General features: G+C 72.6%; 14 protein-coding genes. 9 read left to right on the top strand and 5 right to left on the bottom strand.

The window, feature by feature from the left end; translation table 11 throughout:
• Window positions 1-45: 45 nt before the first annotated feature.
• The 3 genes from TNCT6_RS10280 to TNCT6_RS10270 all read right to left on the bottom strand — a co-directional run bounded on the left by TNCT6_RS10280 (window position 46) and on the right by TNCT6_RS10270 (window position 3,593).
• On the bottom strand, window positions 46-1,275 hold the full coding sequence (locus TNCT6_RS10280; RefSeq protein ID WP_216372775.1) for an aminopeptidase P family protein: 1,230 nt from the start codon (window positions 1,273-1,275) through the stop codon (window positions 46-48).
• A 105-nt stretch (window positions 1,276-1,380) separates the two neighbouring features.
• The gene (locus tag TNCT6_RS10275; protein ID WP_253266066.1) at window positions 1,381-2,748 is read right to left on the bottom strand and encodes an MFS transporter; all 1,368 of its coding nucleotides are present in this window, start codon (window positions 2,746-2,748) and stop codon (window positions 1,381-1,383) included.
• 173 nt (window positions 2,749-2,921) lie between these two features.
• On the bottom strand, window positions 2,922-3,593 hold the full coding sequence (locus tag TNCT6_RS10270) for a GntR family transcriptional regulator (protein ID WP_141358791.1): 672 nt from the start codon (window positions 3,591-3,593) through the stop codon (window positions 2,922-2,924).
• A gap of 99 nt (window positions 3,594-3,692) precedes the next feature.
• Here TNCT6_RS10270 and glyA point away from each other — a divergent pair, with 99 nt between their 5' ends.
• Genes glyA through purU form a run of 7 tightly spaced genes read left to right on the top strand, consistent with a single transcriptional unit; the run spans window position 3,693 to window position 12,529 of the window.
• Window positions 3,693-5,099: a serine hydroxymethyltransferase gene (gene glyA, locus TNCT6_RS10265; protein WP_141358789.1), complete on the top strand. Its 1,407-nt coding sequence runs from the start codon at window positions 3,693-3,695 to the stop codon at window positions 5,097-5,099.
• The gene (locus tag TNCT6_RS10260; RefSeq protein WP_141358787.1) at window positions 5,096-6,316 is read left to right on the top strand and encodes a sarcosine oxidase subunit beta family protein; all 1,221 of its coding nucleotides are present in this window, start codon (window positions 5,096-5,098) and stop codon (window positions 6,314-6,316) included. The genes glyA and TNCT6_RS10260 overlap by 4 nt, the downstream gene beginning before the upstream one ends.
• Before the next feature lie 12 nt (window positions 6,317-6,328).
• A complete protein-coding gene (locus TNCT6_RS10255; protein ID WP_141358785.1) occupies window positions 6,329-6,682 on the top strand; it encodes a sarcosine oxidase subunit delta in 354 nt (117 codons plus the stop codon).
• Window positions 6,679-9,606 (top strand): sarcosine oxidase subunit alpha family protein, encoded by a 2,928-nt coding sequence (locus TNCT6_RS10250; protein ID WP_141358783.1) that lies wholly within the window; start codon window positions 6,679-6,681, stop codon window positions 9,604-9,606. The genes TNCT6_RS10255 and TNCT6_RS10250 overlap by 4 nt, the downstream gene beginning before the upstream one ends.
• Window positions 9,599-10,216 (top strand): sarcosine oxidase subunit gamma, encoded by a 618-nt coding sequence (locus TNCT6_RS10245; RefSeq protein ID WP_141358781.1) that lies wholly within the window; start codon window positions 9,599-9,601, stop codon window positions 10,214-10,216. Before TNCT6_RS10250 ends, TNCT6_RS10245 begins: the two co-directional genes overlap by 8 nt.
• Window positions 10,216-11,592 (top strand): L-serine ammonia-lyase, encoded by a 1,377-nt coding sequence (locus tag TNCT6_RS10240; RefSeq protein WP_141358779.1) that lies wholly within the window; start codon window positions 10,216-10,218, stop codon window positions 11,590-11,592. The genes TNCT6_RS10245 and TNCT6_RS10240 overlap by 1 nt, the downstream gene beginning before the upstream one ends.
• Before the next feature lie 25 nt (window positions 11,593-11,617).
• Window positions 11,618-12,529: a formyltetrahydrofolate deformylase gene (gene purU / locus TNCT6_RS10235; protein WP_141358777.1), complete on the top strand. Its 912-nt coding sequence runs from the start codon at window positions 11,618-11,620 to the stop codon at window positions 12,527-12,529.
• A 25-nt stretch (window positions 12,530-12,554) separates the two neighbouring features.
• Here purU and TNCT6_RS10230 read toward each other — a convergent pair whose 3' ends face one another.
• Complete coding sequence (locus TNCT6_RS10230; RefSeq protein WP_141358775.1) at window positions 12,555-12,935, bottom strand: cupin domain-containing protein; 381 nt, start codon at window positions 12,933-12,935, stop codon at window positions 12,555-12,557.
• Window positions 12,936-13,194: 259 nt separating this feature from the next.
• Here TNCT6_RS10230 and TNCT6_RS10225 point away from each other — a divergent pair, with 259 nt between their 5' ends.
• On the top strand, window positions 13,195-15,375 hold the full coding sequence (locus TNCT6_RS10225) for a DEAD/DEAH box helicase (RefSeq protein ID WP_141358773.1): 2,181 nt from the start codon (window positions 13,195-13,197) through the stop codon (window positions 15,373-15,375).
• A 623-nt stretch (window positions 15,376-15,998) separates the two neighbouring features.
• On the opposite strand, the gene TNCT6_RS10220 is transcribed toward TNCT6_RS10225, so the two are convergent.
• Complete coding sequence (locus TNCT6_RS10220) at window positions 15,999-17,105, bottom strand: pyridoxal-phosphate dependent enzyme (RefSeq protein ID WP_141358771.1); 1,107 nt, start codon at window positions 17,103-17,105, stop codon at window positions 15,999-16,001.
• 268 nt (window positions 17,106-17,373) lie between these two features.
• Between TNCT6_RS10220 and TNCT6_RS10215 the strand changes: the two genes are divergently transcribed.
• A complete protein-coding gene (locus tag TNCT6_RS10215; RefSeq protein WP_141358769.1) occupies window positions 17,374-18,126 on the top strand; it encodes a GntR family transcriptional regulator in 753 nt (250 codons plus the stop codon).
• The last annotated feature ends 338 nt before the right edge of the window (window positions 18,127-18,464 follow it).

Genomic DNA, 18,464 nt, shown 5'->3' with positions numbered 1-18,464 from the left:
ACCCGGGGAGGGCCGGTGCGGCACCGCGCGCCGTCGGGTTCGCGATCAGACGCCCAGGATGTTGTGCTCAGGACCGAAGGGGAACTTGGTGATGTTCTCGGCGCCGTTCTCGGTCACGACCAGGATGTCGTGCTCACGGTAACCACCGGCGCCCGGCTCGCCCTCGGGCACCATGATCATCGGCTCCATGGACACCACCATGTTCGGTTCGAGCACGGTGTCGATGTCCTCGCGCAGTTCGAGCCCCGCCTCGCGGCCGTAGTAGTGGGACAGCACACCGAACGAGTGGCCGTAGCCGAAGGTGCGGTGGGGCAGCAGGCCGTGGCCGATGTAGATCTCGTTGAGCGAGTGGGCGATCTCCGCGCAGCTGATCCCCGGCTTGATCAGTTCCAGACCGCGCCGGTGCACCTCGACGTTGATCTCCCACAGTTCGAGCGACCGGGCGTCGGGTTCGCCGTAGAAGAGGGTCCGCTCCAGCGCGGTGTAGTAACCCGAGATCATCGGGAAGCAGTTGAGGCTCAGGATGTCGCCGCGTCCCACCTTGCGGGTGGTGGGCCAGTTGTGGGCGCCGTCGGTGTTGATGCCCGACTGGAACCACACCCAGGTGTCGCGGATCTCGGTGTGCGGGTACGCGCGGGCGATCTCGCGGACCATGGCGTCGGTGCCGGCCAGTGCGACCTCGTACTCCGAGACGCCCTCGTGGATCGCCGCGCGGATGGCCTCGCCGCCCAGGTCGCCGACCCGCGCGCCCTCCTTGATCAGGGCGATCTCCTCGTCCGACTTGACCATCCGCTGCCGCATGGCGGTCTGCGCGATGTCGGCGAACTCCGCTTCGGGGAAGGCGGCTTCGAACTTCCGCAGGGTGTCCAGCGGCAGGCTGTCGTGCTCGACGCCGATCCGGCGCGGCGTGACGGCCCGCCCCCTCAGGGTCTCCTTGATGACGTGGATGTAGTTGTCGCGGTGCCAGTCGGTGTAGACGACGTTGTCGCCGAAGGTGCGCCGCCACGGCATGCCGGCGTCGATGTTGGCGGAGACGGTGATCTGGTCGTCCGTGGTGACGATCAGCGCGTAGGGACGGCCGAAGGAGGTGAAGAGGAAGTCGGAGTAGTACTTGATGTTGTGGTACGAGGTGAACAGGGCGACGTCGACGCCCGTTTCGGCCATCGCCTTGCGGAGCATCGACAGCCGGCGCTCCATCTCGGCGTCCGAGAAGGTCAGTCGCTCCTTCTCACCGTTGCGGATCAGCTTCAGGCGCTCGAGGTCGGCAGCGGACACGGGTACTCCTTCGCGTCGGTTTTCGTCGGCTTTCATTGGTTCTTCATCGGTTCGGCGTCTCCCCGTCGACCGGGGAAGAGGAGCCGTCCGGTGGGTGGGTGGTCCTCAGCGCTCGCGCAGCGGCTCGCGTGAGGTCTCCTTCGAGGCCAGGACGGCCCAGAGCGAGACCAGTGCCGCGGCGGCGAGGTACCAGGCGGGGGAGAGGCTGCTGCCGGTCCAGGAGATGAGCAGCGTGGCGACGAACGCCGCGGTGCCGCCGAAGAGGGCGTTCGCCAGGTTGAAGCTGATGGCGAAACCGCTGTAGCGGACCCGGGTCGGGAACTGCTCGGCGAGGAAGCTCGGCAGCGTCCCGTCGTTGAGGGTGAGCATGCCGCCGAGCAGCACCTGGATCGCGATGACGGTCAGCAGCCCGGCGCCGTCCAGCAGCATGAACGCCGGCACGGTGCACAGGGTGAACAGGGTGGACGCCGTGATCAGCATCTTCTTCCGGCCGAACCGGTCCGAGGCCAGGCCGGTGAGGAAGACGAAGGCGATGTACGCCGTGAGCGAGACGGTGGTGGCGAGGAACGACTCGGTGGTGCCGAAGTGGAGTTCCTCCGACAGGTACGTCGGCATGTAGCTGAGCAGCATGTAGAAGCCGACCGCGTTGAGCACGGTGGCGCCCATCGCCAGGACCAGCGGGCGGCGGTTGGCGCGCAGCATCTGCTTGGCCGGGGTCCGCGCGACGTCCTGCTCCTCCAGGGCCCGGAACGCCGGGGTGTCCTCCAGTCGCATCCGGATGTAGCGGCCGATCAGGCCCATCGGAGCGGCGAGCAGGAAGGGCAGGCGCCAGCCCCAGCCGTGCATCTGGCCCTCGGAGAGCACTCCGGTGAGCAGGGCCGCGAGCAGGGAGCCGAGCAGCAGACCCGAGGCGGTGCTGGCCGGGACCACGGAGGCGTACAGACCCCGCCGTCCGGCGGGCGCGTACTCGACCAGGAAGGCGGAGGCGCCGGCGTACTCACCGGAGGCGGAGAACCCCTGGACGACCCGGACCATCAGGAGCAGCAGCGGTGCGAACAGGCCGACCGCGTGATACGTGGGCAGCAGGGCGATGCAGAAGGTCGCCACCGACATGATCACGATGGACAGCGAGAGCGCGCTGCGCCGGCCGACCTTGTCGCCGATGTGCCCCCAGACGAATCCGCCGAGGGGACGGACGAAGAAGGAGACGGCGAAGACGCTGAAGGTCGCCAGCAGGGCCGTCGTGCGGTCGGTGTCGGGAAAGAAGACCGTGGAGATGGTCGCCGCCAGATAGCCGTAGGCGGCGTAGTCGAACCACTCGACGAAGTTGCCGATGAAGCTGGCCGCCACCACGCGGCGGCGTACCGCGGGGCTGCCGGCGGGCGAGCCGGCCATGGCGTCGGCGGAGGGGGCGAGCGGCGGGGGTGGATCGGGCGGCTGGGGCCGCACCGGGGCGCTTGGCTGGTCGTTCATGGAACGGACTCCCCAACATGGAGTTGCGTATCCAGCAACGTTGTTGCACAAGCTAGGTGGAGCCTCGGGCTTGCGCAAGGGATTCACTCATGGTTTTTCCTTACGAGCACCTCTGTTGCGGCAAACGCAACAAGCCGCCGACCTGAGGCCGGCGGCTGAGGGGTTTGTTGCGCTCAGATCGCCTCGCGGATCGCCCGCTCGAAGCCCACGACATGGCTTCGCGCGAGCTCCGAGGCCTTGTCGGGGTCGCCGTCGACGATGGCCCGCAGCAGCGGTCCGTGCTCGACGACGTGCCCTGCCATGCCGGGCAGCCGGTTCACGAACAGGCACCAGATCCGGGTGGCCAGGTTGTCGTAGCGGACGAGGGTGTCCTCGAAGTACGGGTTGTGGGTCGCGGCGTAGATGGCGCGGTGCACCCGCAGGTCGAGGCGCATCAGGGCGTCCGCGCCCTGCCCGGGGGTGTCCTCGCCCTCCAGCCGCCGCAGCAGCGCGCCCAGCGCCTCGCGGTCGGCGGCCGTGGCACGCTCCGCCGCGCATGCCGCCGCCATCGGCTCCAGCTGGCGCCGCACCTCGGAGATGTGCGCGAGGTCGGTGATGTTGACCTCGGTGGCGAAGGTCCCGCGCCGCGGGTAGGCCACGATCAGCCGCTCGTGCTGGAGCCGCTTGAGGGCTTCGCGCACCGGGGTGCGCCCGAAGCCGACGCTCTGGGCGAGCAGATCCTCGTTCACCGGGGCGCCCGGCGGGATCTCCAGCATGATCAGCCGGTCGCGGATGTCGCGGTACGCGCGCTCGGCGAGGGTGAGCGTCTCCTCGGCGCCCGCCGGCGAGACCTCTGTCCGATCCATCGCGCTGCCCCCTTGACCCGTTCCGTCGGCTTGTCCTACGTTACCGCAGCAACTGATATATCAGTGTGGGAGCAGTCGCATATTGAGGTGGTGCTCACTATGGCAGCGAGTCCGTCGACGACGGAGGCAAGCGGCCTTCTCTCCCTCCCGCTGGCGGCGCTGGACCCGGAGATCGCCGTCGCCGTCTCCGAGGAGCTGAGGCGCCAGCAGACGACACTCGAGATGATCGCGTCGGAGAACTTCGCGCCGGCGGCCGTGATGCAGGCCCAGGGCTCGGTCCTGACGAACAAGTACGCCGAGGGCTATCCCGGCCGCCGCTACTACGGCGGCTGCGAGCACGTCGACGTCGTCGAACAGCTCGCGATCGACCGGGTCAAGGCCCTCTTCGGCGCGGAGGCGGCCAACGTCCAGCCGCACTCGGGCGCCCAGGCCAACGCCGCCGCGATGTCCGCCCTGCTCGACCCCGGGGACACGATCCTCGGGCTCGACCTGGCGCACGGCGGCCACCTCACCCACGGCATGCGCATCAATTTCTCCGGCAAGCTCTACAACGTCGTGCCGTACCACGTCCGCGAGTCCGACCTGCGCGTCGACATGGACGAGGTGGCCGAACTGGCCCGCGCGCACCGGCCGAAGCTGATCGTGGCCGGCTGGTCGGCCTACCCCCGCCGGCTGGACTTCGCCGCCTTCCGGCGCATCGCCGACGAGGTCGGCGCGTACCTCATGGTCGACATGGCGCACTTCGCGGGACTGGTCGCGGCCGGACTGCATCCCAGCCCCGTGCCGTACGCGGACGTCGTGACGACCACCACGCACAAGACCCTCGGAGGTCCCCGCGGCGGTGTGATCCTCAGCCGGTCCGGACTCGCCAAGAAGATCAACTCGGCGGTCTTCCCCGGCCAGCAGGGCGGCCCCCTGGAGCACGTCGTCGCGGCGAAGGCGGTCGCCTTCAAGGTCGCCGCGAGCGAGGAGTTCAAGGAGCGCCAACGGCGCACCCTCGAGGGCGCCCGGATCCTCGCCGGCCGGCTGCTCGCCGACGACGTCGCCGAGGCCGGGATCTCCGTCCTCACCGGCGGCACGGAAGTCCACCTCGTCCTGGTCGACCTGCGCGACTCCGCGCTCGACGGACAGCAGGCCGAGGACCGCCTCCACCGCGTCGGCATCACCGTCAACCGCAACGCCGTGCCCTTCGACCCCCGCCCGCCGATGGTCTCCTCCGGCCTGCGCATCGGCACCCCCGCGCTGGCCACTCGGGGCTTCGGCGCGGAGGAGTTCCGCGAGGTCGCCGACATCATCGCCCGCGCCCTGAAGGAGGAGGACCTCACCGACGAGGGCGCCGGACTGCTGCGCGGCCGGGTCACCGCGCTCGCCGAGAAGTTCCCGCTCTACGCCGGCCGGACCGCCCCCGACGGCCGGACCGCGAACGCCGAACCGACCGGACCGGCCCACCCGACCGGACCCACCACCCCGACCGGACCCGCCGAGCAGAACGGAACCGCCGGATGACCGCCACCCCGCTCCCGGAGCATCCCGACTGGCTCTGGCGCACCCCCGATCCGCGCTCCTCCTACGACGTCGTCATCGTCGGCGCCGGAGGCCACGGCCTGGCCACCGCCTACTACCTCGCCAGGAACCACGGCATCACCAACGTCGCCGTACTGGAGAAGGGCTGGCTGGCCGGCGGCAACATGGCCCGCAACACCACCATCATCCGGTCCAACTACCTGTGGGACGAGAGCGCCGCCCTCTACGAGCACGCCCTCAAACTGTGGGAGCGGCTGCCCGAGGAACTGGACTACGACTTCCTGTTCAGCCAGCGCGGCGTGCTCAACCTCGCGCACACCCTCCAGGACGTCCGCGAGGGCGTGCGCCGCGTCAACGCCAACCGCCTCAACGGAGTCGACGCCGAATGGCTGGAGACGGACGAGGTCGCCAAGGTCTGCCCGATCCTCAACGTCTCGCCCACCACCCGCCACCCGGTCCTCGGCGGCACCTACCAGCCGCGCGCCGGCATCGCCAAGCACGACCACGTCGCCTGGGCACTCGCCCGCCGCGCCGACGAGATGGGCGTCGACCTCATCCAGGGCTGCGAGGTCACCGGCTTCGTCAAGGACGGCGACCGGGTCGTCGGCGTGGAGACCAGCCGGGGCCGCATCCTGGCCGGCCGGGTCGGTCTCGCGGGCGCCGGGCACAGCGGCGTCCTGGCCGAGCGGGCCGGATTCCGGCTGCCGGTGCAGTCGCACCCGCTCCAGGCTCTGGTCTCCGAGCTGCACGAGCCGGTGCACCCCACCGTCGTGATGTCGAACCACGTGCACGTCTACGTCTCCCAGGCGCACAAGGGCGAGCTGGTGATGGGCGCGGGCGTCGACGCGTACAACGGCTACGGCCAGCGCGGCTCGTTCCATGTGATCGAGCATCAGATGGCCGCGGCCGTGGAGCTGTTCCCGGTCTTCGCCCGCGCGCACGTGCTGCGCACCTGGGGCGGCATCGTCGACGTCACCCCGGACGCCTCCCCGATCATCGGCACCACCCCGGTGGAGAACCTCTACGTCAACTGCGGTTGGGGAACCGGAGGCTTCAAGGCGACGCCGGCCGCCGGCTGGACCTTCGCCCACACCATCGCCACCGGTGAGCCGCACCCCCTGAACAAGCCCTTCGCCCTGGAGCGCTTCACCACGGGCGCCCTGATCGACGAGCACGGCGCCGCGGCCGTGGCCCACTGAGAGGAGGACACCGTGCTGCTGCTGAACTGCCCCTGGTGCGGTCCACGGGACGAGACCGAGTACCACTACGGAGGCCAGGCCCACATCCCCTTCCCCGGGACCCCCGGGGACCTCACCGACGAGCAGTGGGCCGAATACGTCTTCTACCGGGACAACCCCAAGGGCCCCTTCGCCGAGCGGTGGGTGCACTCCACGGGCTGCCGCCGCTGGTTCAACGTCGTACGCAACACCGTCAGTTACGAAGTGCTCGCCGTCTACCGGCTCGACGAGCCCCGCCCCGATCTCCCCGGGCTTGCCGGGCTCCCCGGGCTTCCCGGGCGGAGCGACCTTCGTCAGTCCGCCGATCCGGCCGGAGGGAACCGATGACCGACCAGGAATTCCGTCTGCCGCACGGCGGCCGTGTCGACCGCGGCACCGTACTGCGGTTCACCGTCGACGGACGGCAGTTGACCGGCCACCCCGGCGACACCGTCGCCTCCGCCCTGCTGGCCAGTGGTGTCGTCGAGGTCGGAGCGTCCCTCTACCGGGGCCGCCCGCGCGGCATCGTCTCCGCCGGAGTCGAGGAGCCCAACGCCCTGCTCCAGCTCGACGGCCCGTGCTCGGAGAGCATGCTGCCCGCGACAGCCGTCGAGCTGTACGACGGGCTGTCCGCCACCACCCTGTCCGGGATGGGCCGGCTCGACCCGAACCCCGACCCCGCCGTCTACGACAAGAAGTACGCGCACACCGACGTCCTGGTCGTCGGAGCGGGCCCGGCCGGACTCGCGGCGGCCGTCGCCGCCGCCGGTTCCGGCGCCCGCGTGATCCTCCTCGACGACCAGCCCGAGCCCGGCGGTTCGCTGCTGTCCGGGCGCACCGGGACCGTCGGCGACCAGGCCGCGCTCGACTGGGTCGCCGACATGCGCGCGGCCCTCGACGCCGCGCCCGAGGTCGTCGTGCTGCCCCGCACCACCGCCTTCGGCTCCTACGACGACAACTACGTCCTCGCCCTGCAACGGCGCACCGACCACCTCGGCGCCGGCGCCCCCGACGCCTCCGCGGGCGTCTCGCGCCAGCGGCTCTGGCACATCCGGGCCCGCCAGGTGATCCTGGCGACCGGCGCCCACGAACGGCCGCTGGTGTTCGCCGGCAACGACCGCCCCGGCGTGATGCTCGCCTCCGCCGTGCGCACCTACGTCAACCGCTACGCGGTCGCTCCCGGCTCGCGCACGGTCGTGACCACCACCAACGACAGCGCCTACGACACGGTGGCCGACCTGCACGCGGCCGGCGTACCGATCGCCGCCGTCGTCGACGCGCGGCCCCAACTGTCCCGGCGGGCGGCCGAGGTCTCCGTGGCGTCCGGCGTCAAGGTGCTGACCGGCAGCGCGGTGACCGGCACCGCGGGCGAGGGCCGGATCACCGGGGTCACCGTCCAGGCCCTCGACGACGCCGGCGAACTCACCGGCGAGCCCGTCTCGTTCGACTGCGACCTGCTCGCCGTCTCGGGCGGCTGGAGCCCGGTCGTGCACCTGCACAGCCAGCGCCAGGGGAAGCTGCGCTGGGACGGGGACCTGGCCGCCTTCGTCCCCGACGGCACGGTGCGCGACCAGCACATCGCGGGTGCGGCCCGCGGAACGTACGACCTCGACGGCGCGCTCGCCGAAGGGGCCCGCGCCGGTGCGCGGGCCGCCACCGACGCCGGGTTCCCGGTGCCCGTCCCCGCCCCGCCGGCCGGCGAGGCCCGCGACCGCGCCCCGGTGCGCGCACTGTGGCTGGTGCCCGCACCCGGCAACGGCCCCGAGGGCCCCGAGGGCTCAGTCGGCGATCCCGGCACCTGGGACACCCACTTCGTCGACCACCAGCGCGATGTCACCGTCGCCGACGTCTGGCGGTCCACCGGCGCCGGGATGCGCAGCGTCGAGCACGTCAAGCGCTACACCTCGCTCGGCACCGCCAACGACCAGGGCAAGACCTCCGGCGTCAACGCGATCGGCGTGATCGCCGCCGCCCTAGGCGACGGCGCCTCGCCGGGCGAGATCGGCACCACCGCCTACCGGGCGCCGTACACCCCGGTGGCCTTCGCCGCCCTCGCCGGACGCGAGCGCGGCGACCTGTTCGACCCGGAGCGCACGACGGCGATCCACGGCTGGCACGTCGCGTACGGCGCGGAGTTCGAGAACGTGGGGCAGTGGAAGCGGCCGTGGTACTACCCCCGGGAGGGGGAGGACATGGACGCTGCGGTGGCACGGGAGTGCCGCGCGGCCCGCGAGGGCGTCGCCTTCATGGACGCCTCCACCCTCGGCAAGATCGAGATCCGGGGCGCGGACGCGGGCGAATTCCTCAACCGGATCTACACCAACGCCTTCAAGAAGCTCAAGCCCGGCTCCGCCCGCTACGGCGTGATGTGCAAGCCCGACGGCATGATCTTCGACGACGGCGTGACCCTGCGCCTCGACGAGGACCGCTACTTCATGACCACCACGACGGGCGGCGCGGCCGGCGTACTGGACTGGCTGGAGGAGTGGCTGCAGACCGAGTGGCCCGAACTCGACGTCCACTGCACCTCGGTGACCGAGCAGTGGACCACGATCGCCGTCGTCGGCCCCAGGTCCCGCGAGGTCGTCGCCCAACTCGCCCCCGGCCTCGACCTGTCGAACGAGGCGTTCCCCTTCATGACCTTCCGTGAGGTCACCCTGGCCTCCGGCGTTCCCGCCCGCATCTGCCGGATCTCCTTCTCCGGCGAACTCGCCTACGAGATCAACGTCTCCGCCTGGTACGGCCTGGCCGTCTGGGAGCAGGTGCACGCGGCCGGACAGTCGTACGGCATCACCCCGTACGGCACCGAGACCATGCACGTGCTGCGCGCCGAGAAGGGCTACGTCATCGTCGGCCAGGACACCGACGGGACGGTCACCCCCCACGACGCGGGCATGTCCTGGGCGGTCTCCAAGCAGAAGGACTTCATCGGCAAGCGCTCCTACAGCCGCCCCGACACCGCCCGCGGCGACCGCAAGCACCTGGTCGGCCTGCTGCCCGCCGACGGCAGCACCCGGCTGCCGGAGGGCTCCCAGATCGTCGCGCCGGACGTCCCCGTCACCCCGCAGGACGGGCCGGTGCCGATGCTCGGCCACGTCACCTCCAGCTATCACAGCCAGGCCCTCGGCAGGCCGTTCGCCCTCGCGCTCGTCGCCGACGGACGCAACCGGATCGGCGAGACCCTGCTCGCCCCGGTCGGCGACGACCTGGTGCCCGTCCTGGTCGCCGACCCCGTGCTCTACGACCCCGAAGGGACCAAGCGAGATGGCTGAGCCGACCGACGCGGGACCCGCGGCGCTGCGCCGCGGTCCCCTGACGCACCTCCGGGACCGGATGCGCGCCGCCACGGTGACGGGCGAGCGCGGTGTGTCGCTGGAGGAGTGGCCCTTCGTCACCATGGTGAGCCTGCGCGTCGACCCCGCCTCCGAGGCGGCCGGCCGACTGGGCTCGGCACTCGGCGCCGCGCTGCCCGGCCACTGCGGCGCCACCGCGCGGTCCGGCCCGCACTCCACCCTGTGGCTCGGCCCCGACGAATGGCTCGTGCTGTCGCAGAGCGAAGGGCCTGCGCTGGTCGCCGAACTGCTGGACGCGCTCGCCGGGGCGCCGGGCTCGGTCGTCGACGTGTCGGCGAACCGGACCACGCTGGAGCTGAGCGGCCCCTCGGCCCGCGCGGTCCTGGAGAAGGGCTGCGCCCTGGACCTGCACCCGCGCTCCTTCGGGCCGGACCGGGCGGTGTCCACACAGGTCGGACCGGTCCCGGTGGTGCTCTGGCAGACCGGCGAGACCGCCTACCGGCTCCTCCCGCGGTCCTCGTTCGCCGACTACCTGGCCCGCTGGCTCATCGACGCGATGAGCGAGTTCCAGGGCGCCGAGGTGCCGTGATGGCCCTCAGCGTCTTCGACCTCTACTCGGTCGGCATCGGCCCCTCCTCCTCGCACACGGTGGGGCCGATGCGGGCGGCCCGGCGCTTCGTCCGGCTGCTGGAGCGGGACGGGCGGCTGGACGACGTCGCCGGCGTCCGGGCGGAGCTGTACGGCTCGCTCGGCGCCACCGGCCGCGGCCACGGTTCCGACCGGGCCGTGGTCCTCGGCCTGGAGGGCGAGGACCCGGCCACCGTCGACACCGACCGGTCCGACGGCCGGGTCGCGGCGGTACGCGCCGGCGGCACGCTGCTGCTCGACGGCAGGCACCGGATCCGCTTCGACGGCGACCGGGACCTGGTGCTGCACCGCCGCAGATCCCTGCCCGCCCACCCGAACGGCATGGTGTTCCGGGCCCTGGCGGCGGACGGCCGGGAACTGGCCGCGCGCACCTACTACTCCGTGGGCGGCGGCTTCGTCGTCGACGAGGAGGCCACCGGCGCCGACCGCGTCGTCGCCGACGCCACGCCGGTGCGCTTCCCGTTCTCCACCGGTGCCGAACTGCTCGACGTCTGCGCCCGGGAGAACCTGTCGATCAGCGAGGTGATGCTCGCCAACGAGCAGGCCTGGCGGCCCGAAGCGGAGGTGCGTGCCGGACTGCTCGATCTGTGGGCGGTGATGCGGGCGTGCGTGGACCGTGGCTGCCGGCGCGAGGGCGTGCTGCCCGGCGGCCTGCGCGTGCCGCGCCGCGCGCCGGGACTCTTCCGTGAGCTGAGCGCCACCGGCGGGGACAGCACGGACCCGCTGCGGGGCATGGACTGGGTGAACCTGTTCGCCCTCGCCGTCAACGAGGAGAACGCCTCGGGCGGCCGCATCGTGACCGCGCCCACCAACGGGGCGGCCGGGATCGTGCCCGCCGTACTGCACTACTACGCGCGCTTCGTGCCCGGCGCCGACGAGGACGGCGTCGTCCGCTTCCTGCTGACCGCCGCCGCCATCGGCATCCTGTTCAAGGAGAACGCCTCCATCTCCGGGGCCGAGGTCGGCTGCCAGGGCGAGGTCGGATCGGCGTGCGCCATGGCGGCGGGGGCGCTGTGCGAAGTGCTCGGCGGCAGCCCCGCCCAGGTGGAGAACGCGGCCGAGGTCGGGATCGAGCACAATCTGGGCCTCACCTGCGACCCGGTGGGCGGCCTCGTGCAGATCCCCTGCATCGAGCGCAACGCCGTCGCGAGCGTCAAGGCGATCAACGCGGCCCGGCTCGCCCTGGCCGGCGACGGCACCCACAAGGTCAGCCTGGACAAGGCGATCAGGACCATGCGGGACACCGGCCGCGACATGAAGGCCAAGTACAAGGAGACCGCCCGCGGCGGCCTCGCCGTCAACGTCATCGAGTGCTGACGTACAGAAGGGAGTTGCCGTCGCCATGGCTGACACCCCGGCCAACCCGGCCACCCGGGCCGCACCGGCTTCCCCGGCCCCTCCGGTCGAGCACGTGCTCACTCTCGACTGCCCGGAGGCTCCCGGCATCGTGCACGCGGTCACCCGTTACCTGGTGGACCACGGCTGCGACATCATCGACAACCAGCAGTTCGGCGACCACCGCGGCGGCCACTTCTTCATGCGGGTGCGGTTCGCCTCCGCCACCGGCGGCGCGGATGAAACCCGCCTCCTGCGCCGGGACTTCGCCGCCGTGGCGGCCCCCTTCGCCATGAGCTGGCGGCTGGAACCGGCCGGCTCCAGGCGTCGCGTCCTGATCATGGTGTCCCGCTACGGCCACTGCCTCAACGACCTGCTCTTCCGGGCCCGTTCCGGCGACCTGCCGATCGACGTGGTCGCGGTGGTCTCCAACCACCGCGACCACGAGGCACTCGCCCAGTGGTACGGCATCCCCCACTTCCACCTCCCCGTGACCGCCGCCACCAAGGGGGCCGCCGAAGAGCGGCTGCTCGGCGTCGTGGACGAGCTCGGCGTGGAACTGGTCGTCCTCGCCCGTTACATGCAGGTGCTGTCCGACGGTCTGTGCGCGCGGCTCGCCGGCCGGCTGATCAACATCCACCATTCCTTCCTGCCGAGCTTCAAGGGCGCCAAGCCCTACCACCAGGCGTACGAGCACGGCGTCAAGGTGGTGGGCGCGACCGCCCACTACGTCACGGCCGAGCTCGACGAGGGGCCGATCATCGCCCAGGAGGTCATCGGCGTCGACCACACCCACACCCCCGAGGACCTCGTCGCCGTCGGCCGGGACGTGGAGTCGGCCGCACTGGTCAAGGCGGTGCGTTGGCACTGCGAGGGGCGGGTGGTGGTCCACGGCCGGCGCACCGTGGTGCTCCAGTGAACGCTCAACCGGCCTGTCGGCCCGGCTAGTTGGCCGACTCGTGCTCGGTCAGCCGCCGGTGCTCGTGCACCCGGCTCGGAAGACCTTCGGGGTTGGGGCCGTACACGGCGAGCAGGCGCGCGTACTCCGGCGCCCAGTACCGGCCCGTGGCACCGGTGGGGACCTGGACGGCCTCACCGGCGCGTGCCTCGACGGTCACTCCGTCGCACTCGACGTACAAGTGGCCCTCCAGGACGTAGTTGAACTCGTCGTGCGGATGCTCGTCCGTCCACGACTCGCCCCGCAGTTCCCATTCCATGAGCGCGGGGGAGCTCCGGGGACCGTCGCCGGCCGGGACGAAGACACGACCCATGAGGCCCGAGGGGCGCGGCTCCAGCGGCGCGGAGGGGTACTTCCGTGGTGGCATCCGAGTCTCCTGCCTTCCTCTGCTTCCGCGCCCGCGGTCGTGCGGAAGTCGCGGGGCGCGGCGGGACGACCATGGTGGGGCCCGCGCGGGCCGGTCGTCACGACCACTGTGACGCACCCCACTTCGCCGCTCGTCGGCCACCGTCCCCCCAGTGGACCGCCGGGCCGGGCCGCCCGGGTCCGATGCCGGTGCCGCGTGCCACGATGGACGCGCACCGCACGGCGGGGAGGTCCGTGCGGTACGGAGAGACGGGGGTGACGTGGAGGGGGAGGTTCTGCCGCGGGCCGGGCGCGGGGTCCGAGAGGTGTGCGAGCAGGGCGCGCGGCTGCACGAGGCGGCGCGGAACCTCCGCACGGACCAGGCCGGCGCCCTGGCCGCCGTCCGCGCGGCCTTCGAGCCCTTGCGGGACGAACTCGTCGCCCTGGAGCTGGAGTCCATCCCCGTGGCACGGCTCAGGGACGTCACCGAGGGACGGCTGCGCCTCGGCGCCGTGGAGGCGGCGGGTCTGCGCACCGTACGCGCGGTGCACGAGGCGAGCCGGTACGAACTGCGGCAGGTGCCCGGCGTGGGCGAGCAGACCGCCGACCGGGCGCTGGCCGCCGCCCGGCAGATCGCGCGGGCCGTGGCCGACACCGTCACCGTCCGCATCGACGTCGACCACCCCGAGCCCCGCACCACCGCCCTGGTGGTCGCCCTGCACCGGCTCGTCGAGGCCGGCCCGGAACTGCGCCGCGCCCTCGACGCGGCCGAGCGGCTGGACACCCGGTTGACCGAGCTGCTGCCCGCGGCCCGGCCGGCCGGCGGACGGCTGCGGCTGGCGCTGGCCCGCCGCGAGCGCCGCGAACGCGCCCTGGCCGCGGCCGCCGAGCTCGGCGCACTGCTCGCCGACGCGGCCGCCACCGGCGTACGCCTGCTGCTCGCCCAGGCCTCCACCGACCTGCTGCGCCCGGCCGCCTCCGACATCGAGGCCTGGGTCGACTTCGAACTGCGCCCCGCGGAGTACTACGGCCTGCTCGCCGAGGTCTCCGAACAGCGCCCGGACGCCGCCGCGAGCGAGGGCTTCGTCCCGTCGGAGGTGGCCGAACGGGTCCACGCCCAGCGGCTCGACGACGCCCACCGCCGGGTGTCCCTGCGCGGCTACCAGGAGTTCGGCGCCCGTTTCGCGCTCGCCCAGCGGCGGGTGGTCCTCGGCGACGAGATGGGCCTGGGCAAGACCGTGCAGGCCGTCGCGGCCCTGGCCCATCTCGCGGCCGAGGGGCACAGCCACTTCCTGGTGGTCTGCCCGGCCAGCGTCCTCATCAACTGGACCCGTGAGATCCACGCCCGCAGCACCCTGCGCGTCCTCGCCGTGCACGGCCCGGACCGGCAGGACGCCCACGCCGAATGGCGCGAGCGCGGCGGGGTCGCCGTCACCACCTTCGACGTCCTGCACACCCTGCCCGGACCCGACGGCACACCGCCGGGCATGCTCGTCGTCGACGAGGCCCACTACGTGAAGAACCCGGACACCCGCAGATCCCGCTCGGTCGCCGTGTGGACCGGACGCTGCGAGCGCGTGCTGTTCCTGACCGGTACGCCGATGGAGAACCGGGTCGAGGAGTTCCGCGCCCTGCTGCGCCACCTCCGGCCCGAGTTGGTGCCCGCGGTCAGCGGCACCGACGCGGCCGCCGGACCGCACGCCTTCCGCCGCTCGGTGGCCCCCGCCTACCTGCGCCGCAACCAGGAGGACGTGCTCACCGAACTGCCCGCGCTGGTGCACACCGACGAGTGGGTGGAACTCGGCCCCGCCGACCGGGCGGCGTACCGCGAGGCGGTCGCCGACGGGAAATTCATGGCGATGCGCCGGGCCGCCTACGCGGATCCGGAGACGTCCGCGAAGCTGCGACGGCTGCGGGAACTCGTCGCGGAGGCCGCCGCGAACGGGCTGAAGGCAGTGGTGTTCTCCTACTTCCGGGACGTGCTCGACGCCGTCCGCGAGGCCCTGGGCGACAGCGCGTTCGGGCCGATCTCCGGAAGCGTCCCGGCGGCCCGCCGGCAGCGGCTGGTCGACGACTTCACCGGGGCGTCCGGCCACGCCGTGCTGCTCTCCCAGATCGAGGCGGGCGGCATCGGCCTCAACCTCCAGACCGCCTCCGTGGTGATCCTGTGCGAACCCCAGGTCAAACCGACCCTGGAGCACCAGGCCGTGGCCCGGGTCCACCGCATGGGCCAGATCCGCGCCGTCCGGGTCCACCGGTTGCTGGCCGCCGACAGCGTCGACGACCGGCTGCTGCGCATCCTGGCACGCAAGGAACGGCTGTTCGACGCCTTCGCCCGGCGCAGCGACATGGCCGACGCCACGCCGGACGCCGTCGACGTCTCCGACGCCGGCCTGGCCCGCCGCATCGTCGAGGAGGAACAACGGCGCCTGTCCGAGAACGCGAAGGCCGGAACGGGCTGACCGGCCGACCGGCACGACGGCATCGATGAGTCGACGCGTCGATGTGCCGATGTGCGGGGGGAGGCGCCCTACGCCTTGCCCGCGCCGGCCTCGCCGTGGAGCGGTCGCCCCCGATCCGCTCCGGAACACCCTGGCCGTACGGGCCGTACGGGCCGAGCGGGCCCCTCGCCACCGACACCACCGGACCGCCGGGTCCCGGCCCCGCCGGTCCACCACCGCACAACCGGCCACCGAGCCACCGGAGAGCCCCGCGCCGGGCCGACGAGGCCAGGACCGCCCCGGCGCCCGGCCGGGCATGGCGCTGCGCCGCGCTGGGCAGGACACCAGGCCGGACCGTGCCGAACCGGGCCGGGCCCTGCGCTGGGCCGGACATGACGCTGCGCCGGGCTGGGCTGGGCACCGGGCCGGGCATGGCCGCGGGCCGGGCCGGACAGGGCGCTGCGCCGCGCTGAACCGGGCCGAGCACGGCACCGCCCGGACCGCCCGGACCGCCCGGACCGCCCGGACCACCCCGGACATGGCACCGAGCCGAACTGCGCCGGTCCCGACCCAGCCGGTCCCGTCCCAGCCGGCCCTGCCCCCGCCGGACCGTTCCGGACCAGGAAGGAGTGGCCCAGCCGGGGTTAGGGACGGGCCAGGCCCGACTTCAGGCCCGCGCCGCACAGGGGGACCACCGCCGACTTCCCGCCGAGGGCGCCCTCGCGGATCGCCGCCCAGCAGACCGCGCCCGTCGACTCGACGTACAGGCCGCGGGAGGCCAGGTCCAGCTGGGCGTGGCGGATGCGGTCCTCCGTCACGGTCAGGAAGGTGCCGCCCGAGGCCCGTACCGCGCGCAGGATCTGGCGGGCCCGGGGCGGGTGGGGGACGGCGATGCCCTCGGCGTGGGTGGGGGCCACGGGGGTCGAGCCGGTGAGTTCCTCCGCGCCCTCCTCCCAGGCGCGGGCGAGCGGGGCGACCGCCGCCGCCTGCACCGCCCACAGCGCGGGGCGCCGGTCCAGCAGACCGGCCCCGAACAGCTCGGCGATCGCCAGCGCCGCGCCCAGCAGCAGCGTGCCGTTCCCCACCGGCAGGACCAGGACCTCCGGCAGGCGCCCGCCGAGGTCCTCCCACAACTCGTGCACGTAGGTCTTCGTGCCGTGCAGGAAGTACGGGTTGAAGACGTGTGAGGCGTAGAACGTGTCCGGCTCGTCCGCGGCGCGCTGCGCGGCCCTGCCCGCCGCCTCGCGGTTGCCGTCGACCACCTCCAGGCGGGCGCCGTGCGCCTCGATCTGCTCCAACTTCTTCGCCGACGTGCCGAGCGGGACGTACACCGTGCACGGCAGCCGCGCGCGGGCGCAGTACGCGGCGATCGCCGTGCCCGCGTTGCCGCTGCTGTCGGCGACCACCCGGCGCGGTTCGGCGCGCAGCGCCAGTTCGGCCAGCAGCACCGCGCCCCGGTCCTTGAACGACAGCGTCGGCATCAGGAAGTCCAGCTTCGCCGAGACCTCGTCCGTCAGCGGCACCAGGGGGGTGCGGCCCTCGCCGAGGGACAGCGTGGGCGCGGGCATCGGCAGCGTCTCCGCGTACCGCCACAGGGAGTTCACCCTCCCGGTGAGGGACTTCAGGGACGCCGGGGTGGGCGAGAAGTCGAGATCGAGCGGGCCGTGGCAGGTCGGGCAGCGCCAGGCGAGGGAGTCGCCGGGGACGCGGACGCCGTCGGTGGGGCAGTAGCGGTCCGGCAGAGGTGTCATGTACGGAGGTTAAGGGGCGAGGTTCGCCGACGCCCCGTCATGACTCCCGCACGGCACGTCCGTCGCACTCGGCCTCGCCTCCTCGCCCCCGACGCTTCCGTTTTCAGCCATGTGGAGGTGTGACGGCGGCCGTAGCGGGGAGAAAGCGCCTGGGCATGCCTTCGCCGCCCGCAAGTCATCACTTCGAGTGATTCTCTGGCCCCTGCTTGCAAGTACAACCCGTGGTTGCCACGCTGTTGCTGTCTGTACAACTTGATGGGAGCGGCCAGTGACTTTCGGTGAGCAGCCGGCGTACCTGCGCGTCGCGGATGATCTCCGCAAGAAGATCGTCGACGGTCTGCTGCCCCCGCACACCCGGCTGCCCTCACAGGCCAGAATCCGCGAGGAGTACGGGGTCTCGGACACGGTCGCGCTCGAGGCCCGCAAGGTGCTGATGGCCGAGGGGCTGGTCGAGGGCCGCTCCGGCTCGGGGACGTATGTGCGCGAGCGGCCCGTGCCGCGCCGGGTCGCCCGTTCCGGCTTCCGCCTCACCGGCGGCGCCACACCGTTCCGGCAGGAGCAGGCCGACGCCGAGGTGCGCGGCACCTGGGAGTCGAGCAGCACACAGGCCGAGGCGAGCGGCGCCATCGCCGAGCGGCTCGGCATCAAGCCCGGCGACCGCGTGATGCGTACCAAGTACGTGTTCCGGGACGCCGGCGAGGCGATGATGCTCTCCACCTCCTGGGAGCCGCTCACGCTCACCGGCCGCACCCCTGTCATGCTCCCCGAGGAGGGCCCGCTCGGCGGCATGGGCGTGGTCGAGCGCATGCGCGCCATCGACGTCATCGTCGACAACGTCACCGAGGAGGTCGGCGCCCGCCCCGGCCTCGCCGAGGAACTGCACGCCCTCGGCGGTGTCCCCGGCCATGTCGTGGTCGTCGTCCAGCGCACCTTCTACGCCTCCGGCCGCCCCGTGGAGACGGCGGACGTCGTGATCCCCGCCGACCGCTACCGGGTGGCGTACCACCTGCCGGTGAGGTAGGAGACGCGCCGCAGGACCGTGCGGCAGGGGGCGCGGCGGGGCGGGCGCCGGCCCGGAAGCAAGCTGGGAAGCAGGCCCGGAAGCGGTGATTCCCCGGGGGTGGTGTGCGCCCCCTCGGCGCCCGGCCCGCCCGTCCGTCTGTCGCGTCGCCCCGCCCGTGCGCCGTATTCCGGCCGTTCTCGCAGGTCGCCACCGCGGCTGCCGCATGCCCCCGAGCGGATGTACAGAGGCCCTCGCACGGCGCGTTCGTCCCCGTGCGCCCCGGGCGACCGGCTCCCGTACTGGCCGGTTGCCTACCTCTTTGTGAAAAGCCGTATTCGCTGCGTGAAGGTTGGGCG

It is taken from the genome of Streptomyces sp. 6-11-2, assembly GCF_006540305.1.
GTDB lineage: Bacteria > Actinomycetota > Actinomycetes > Streptomycetales > Streptomycetaceae > Streptomyces.
Note: the sequence above shows the minus strand (reverse complement) of the source record. Positions and strands in the feature narration are given on the sequence as shown.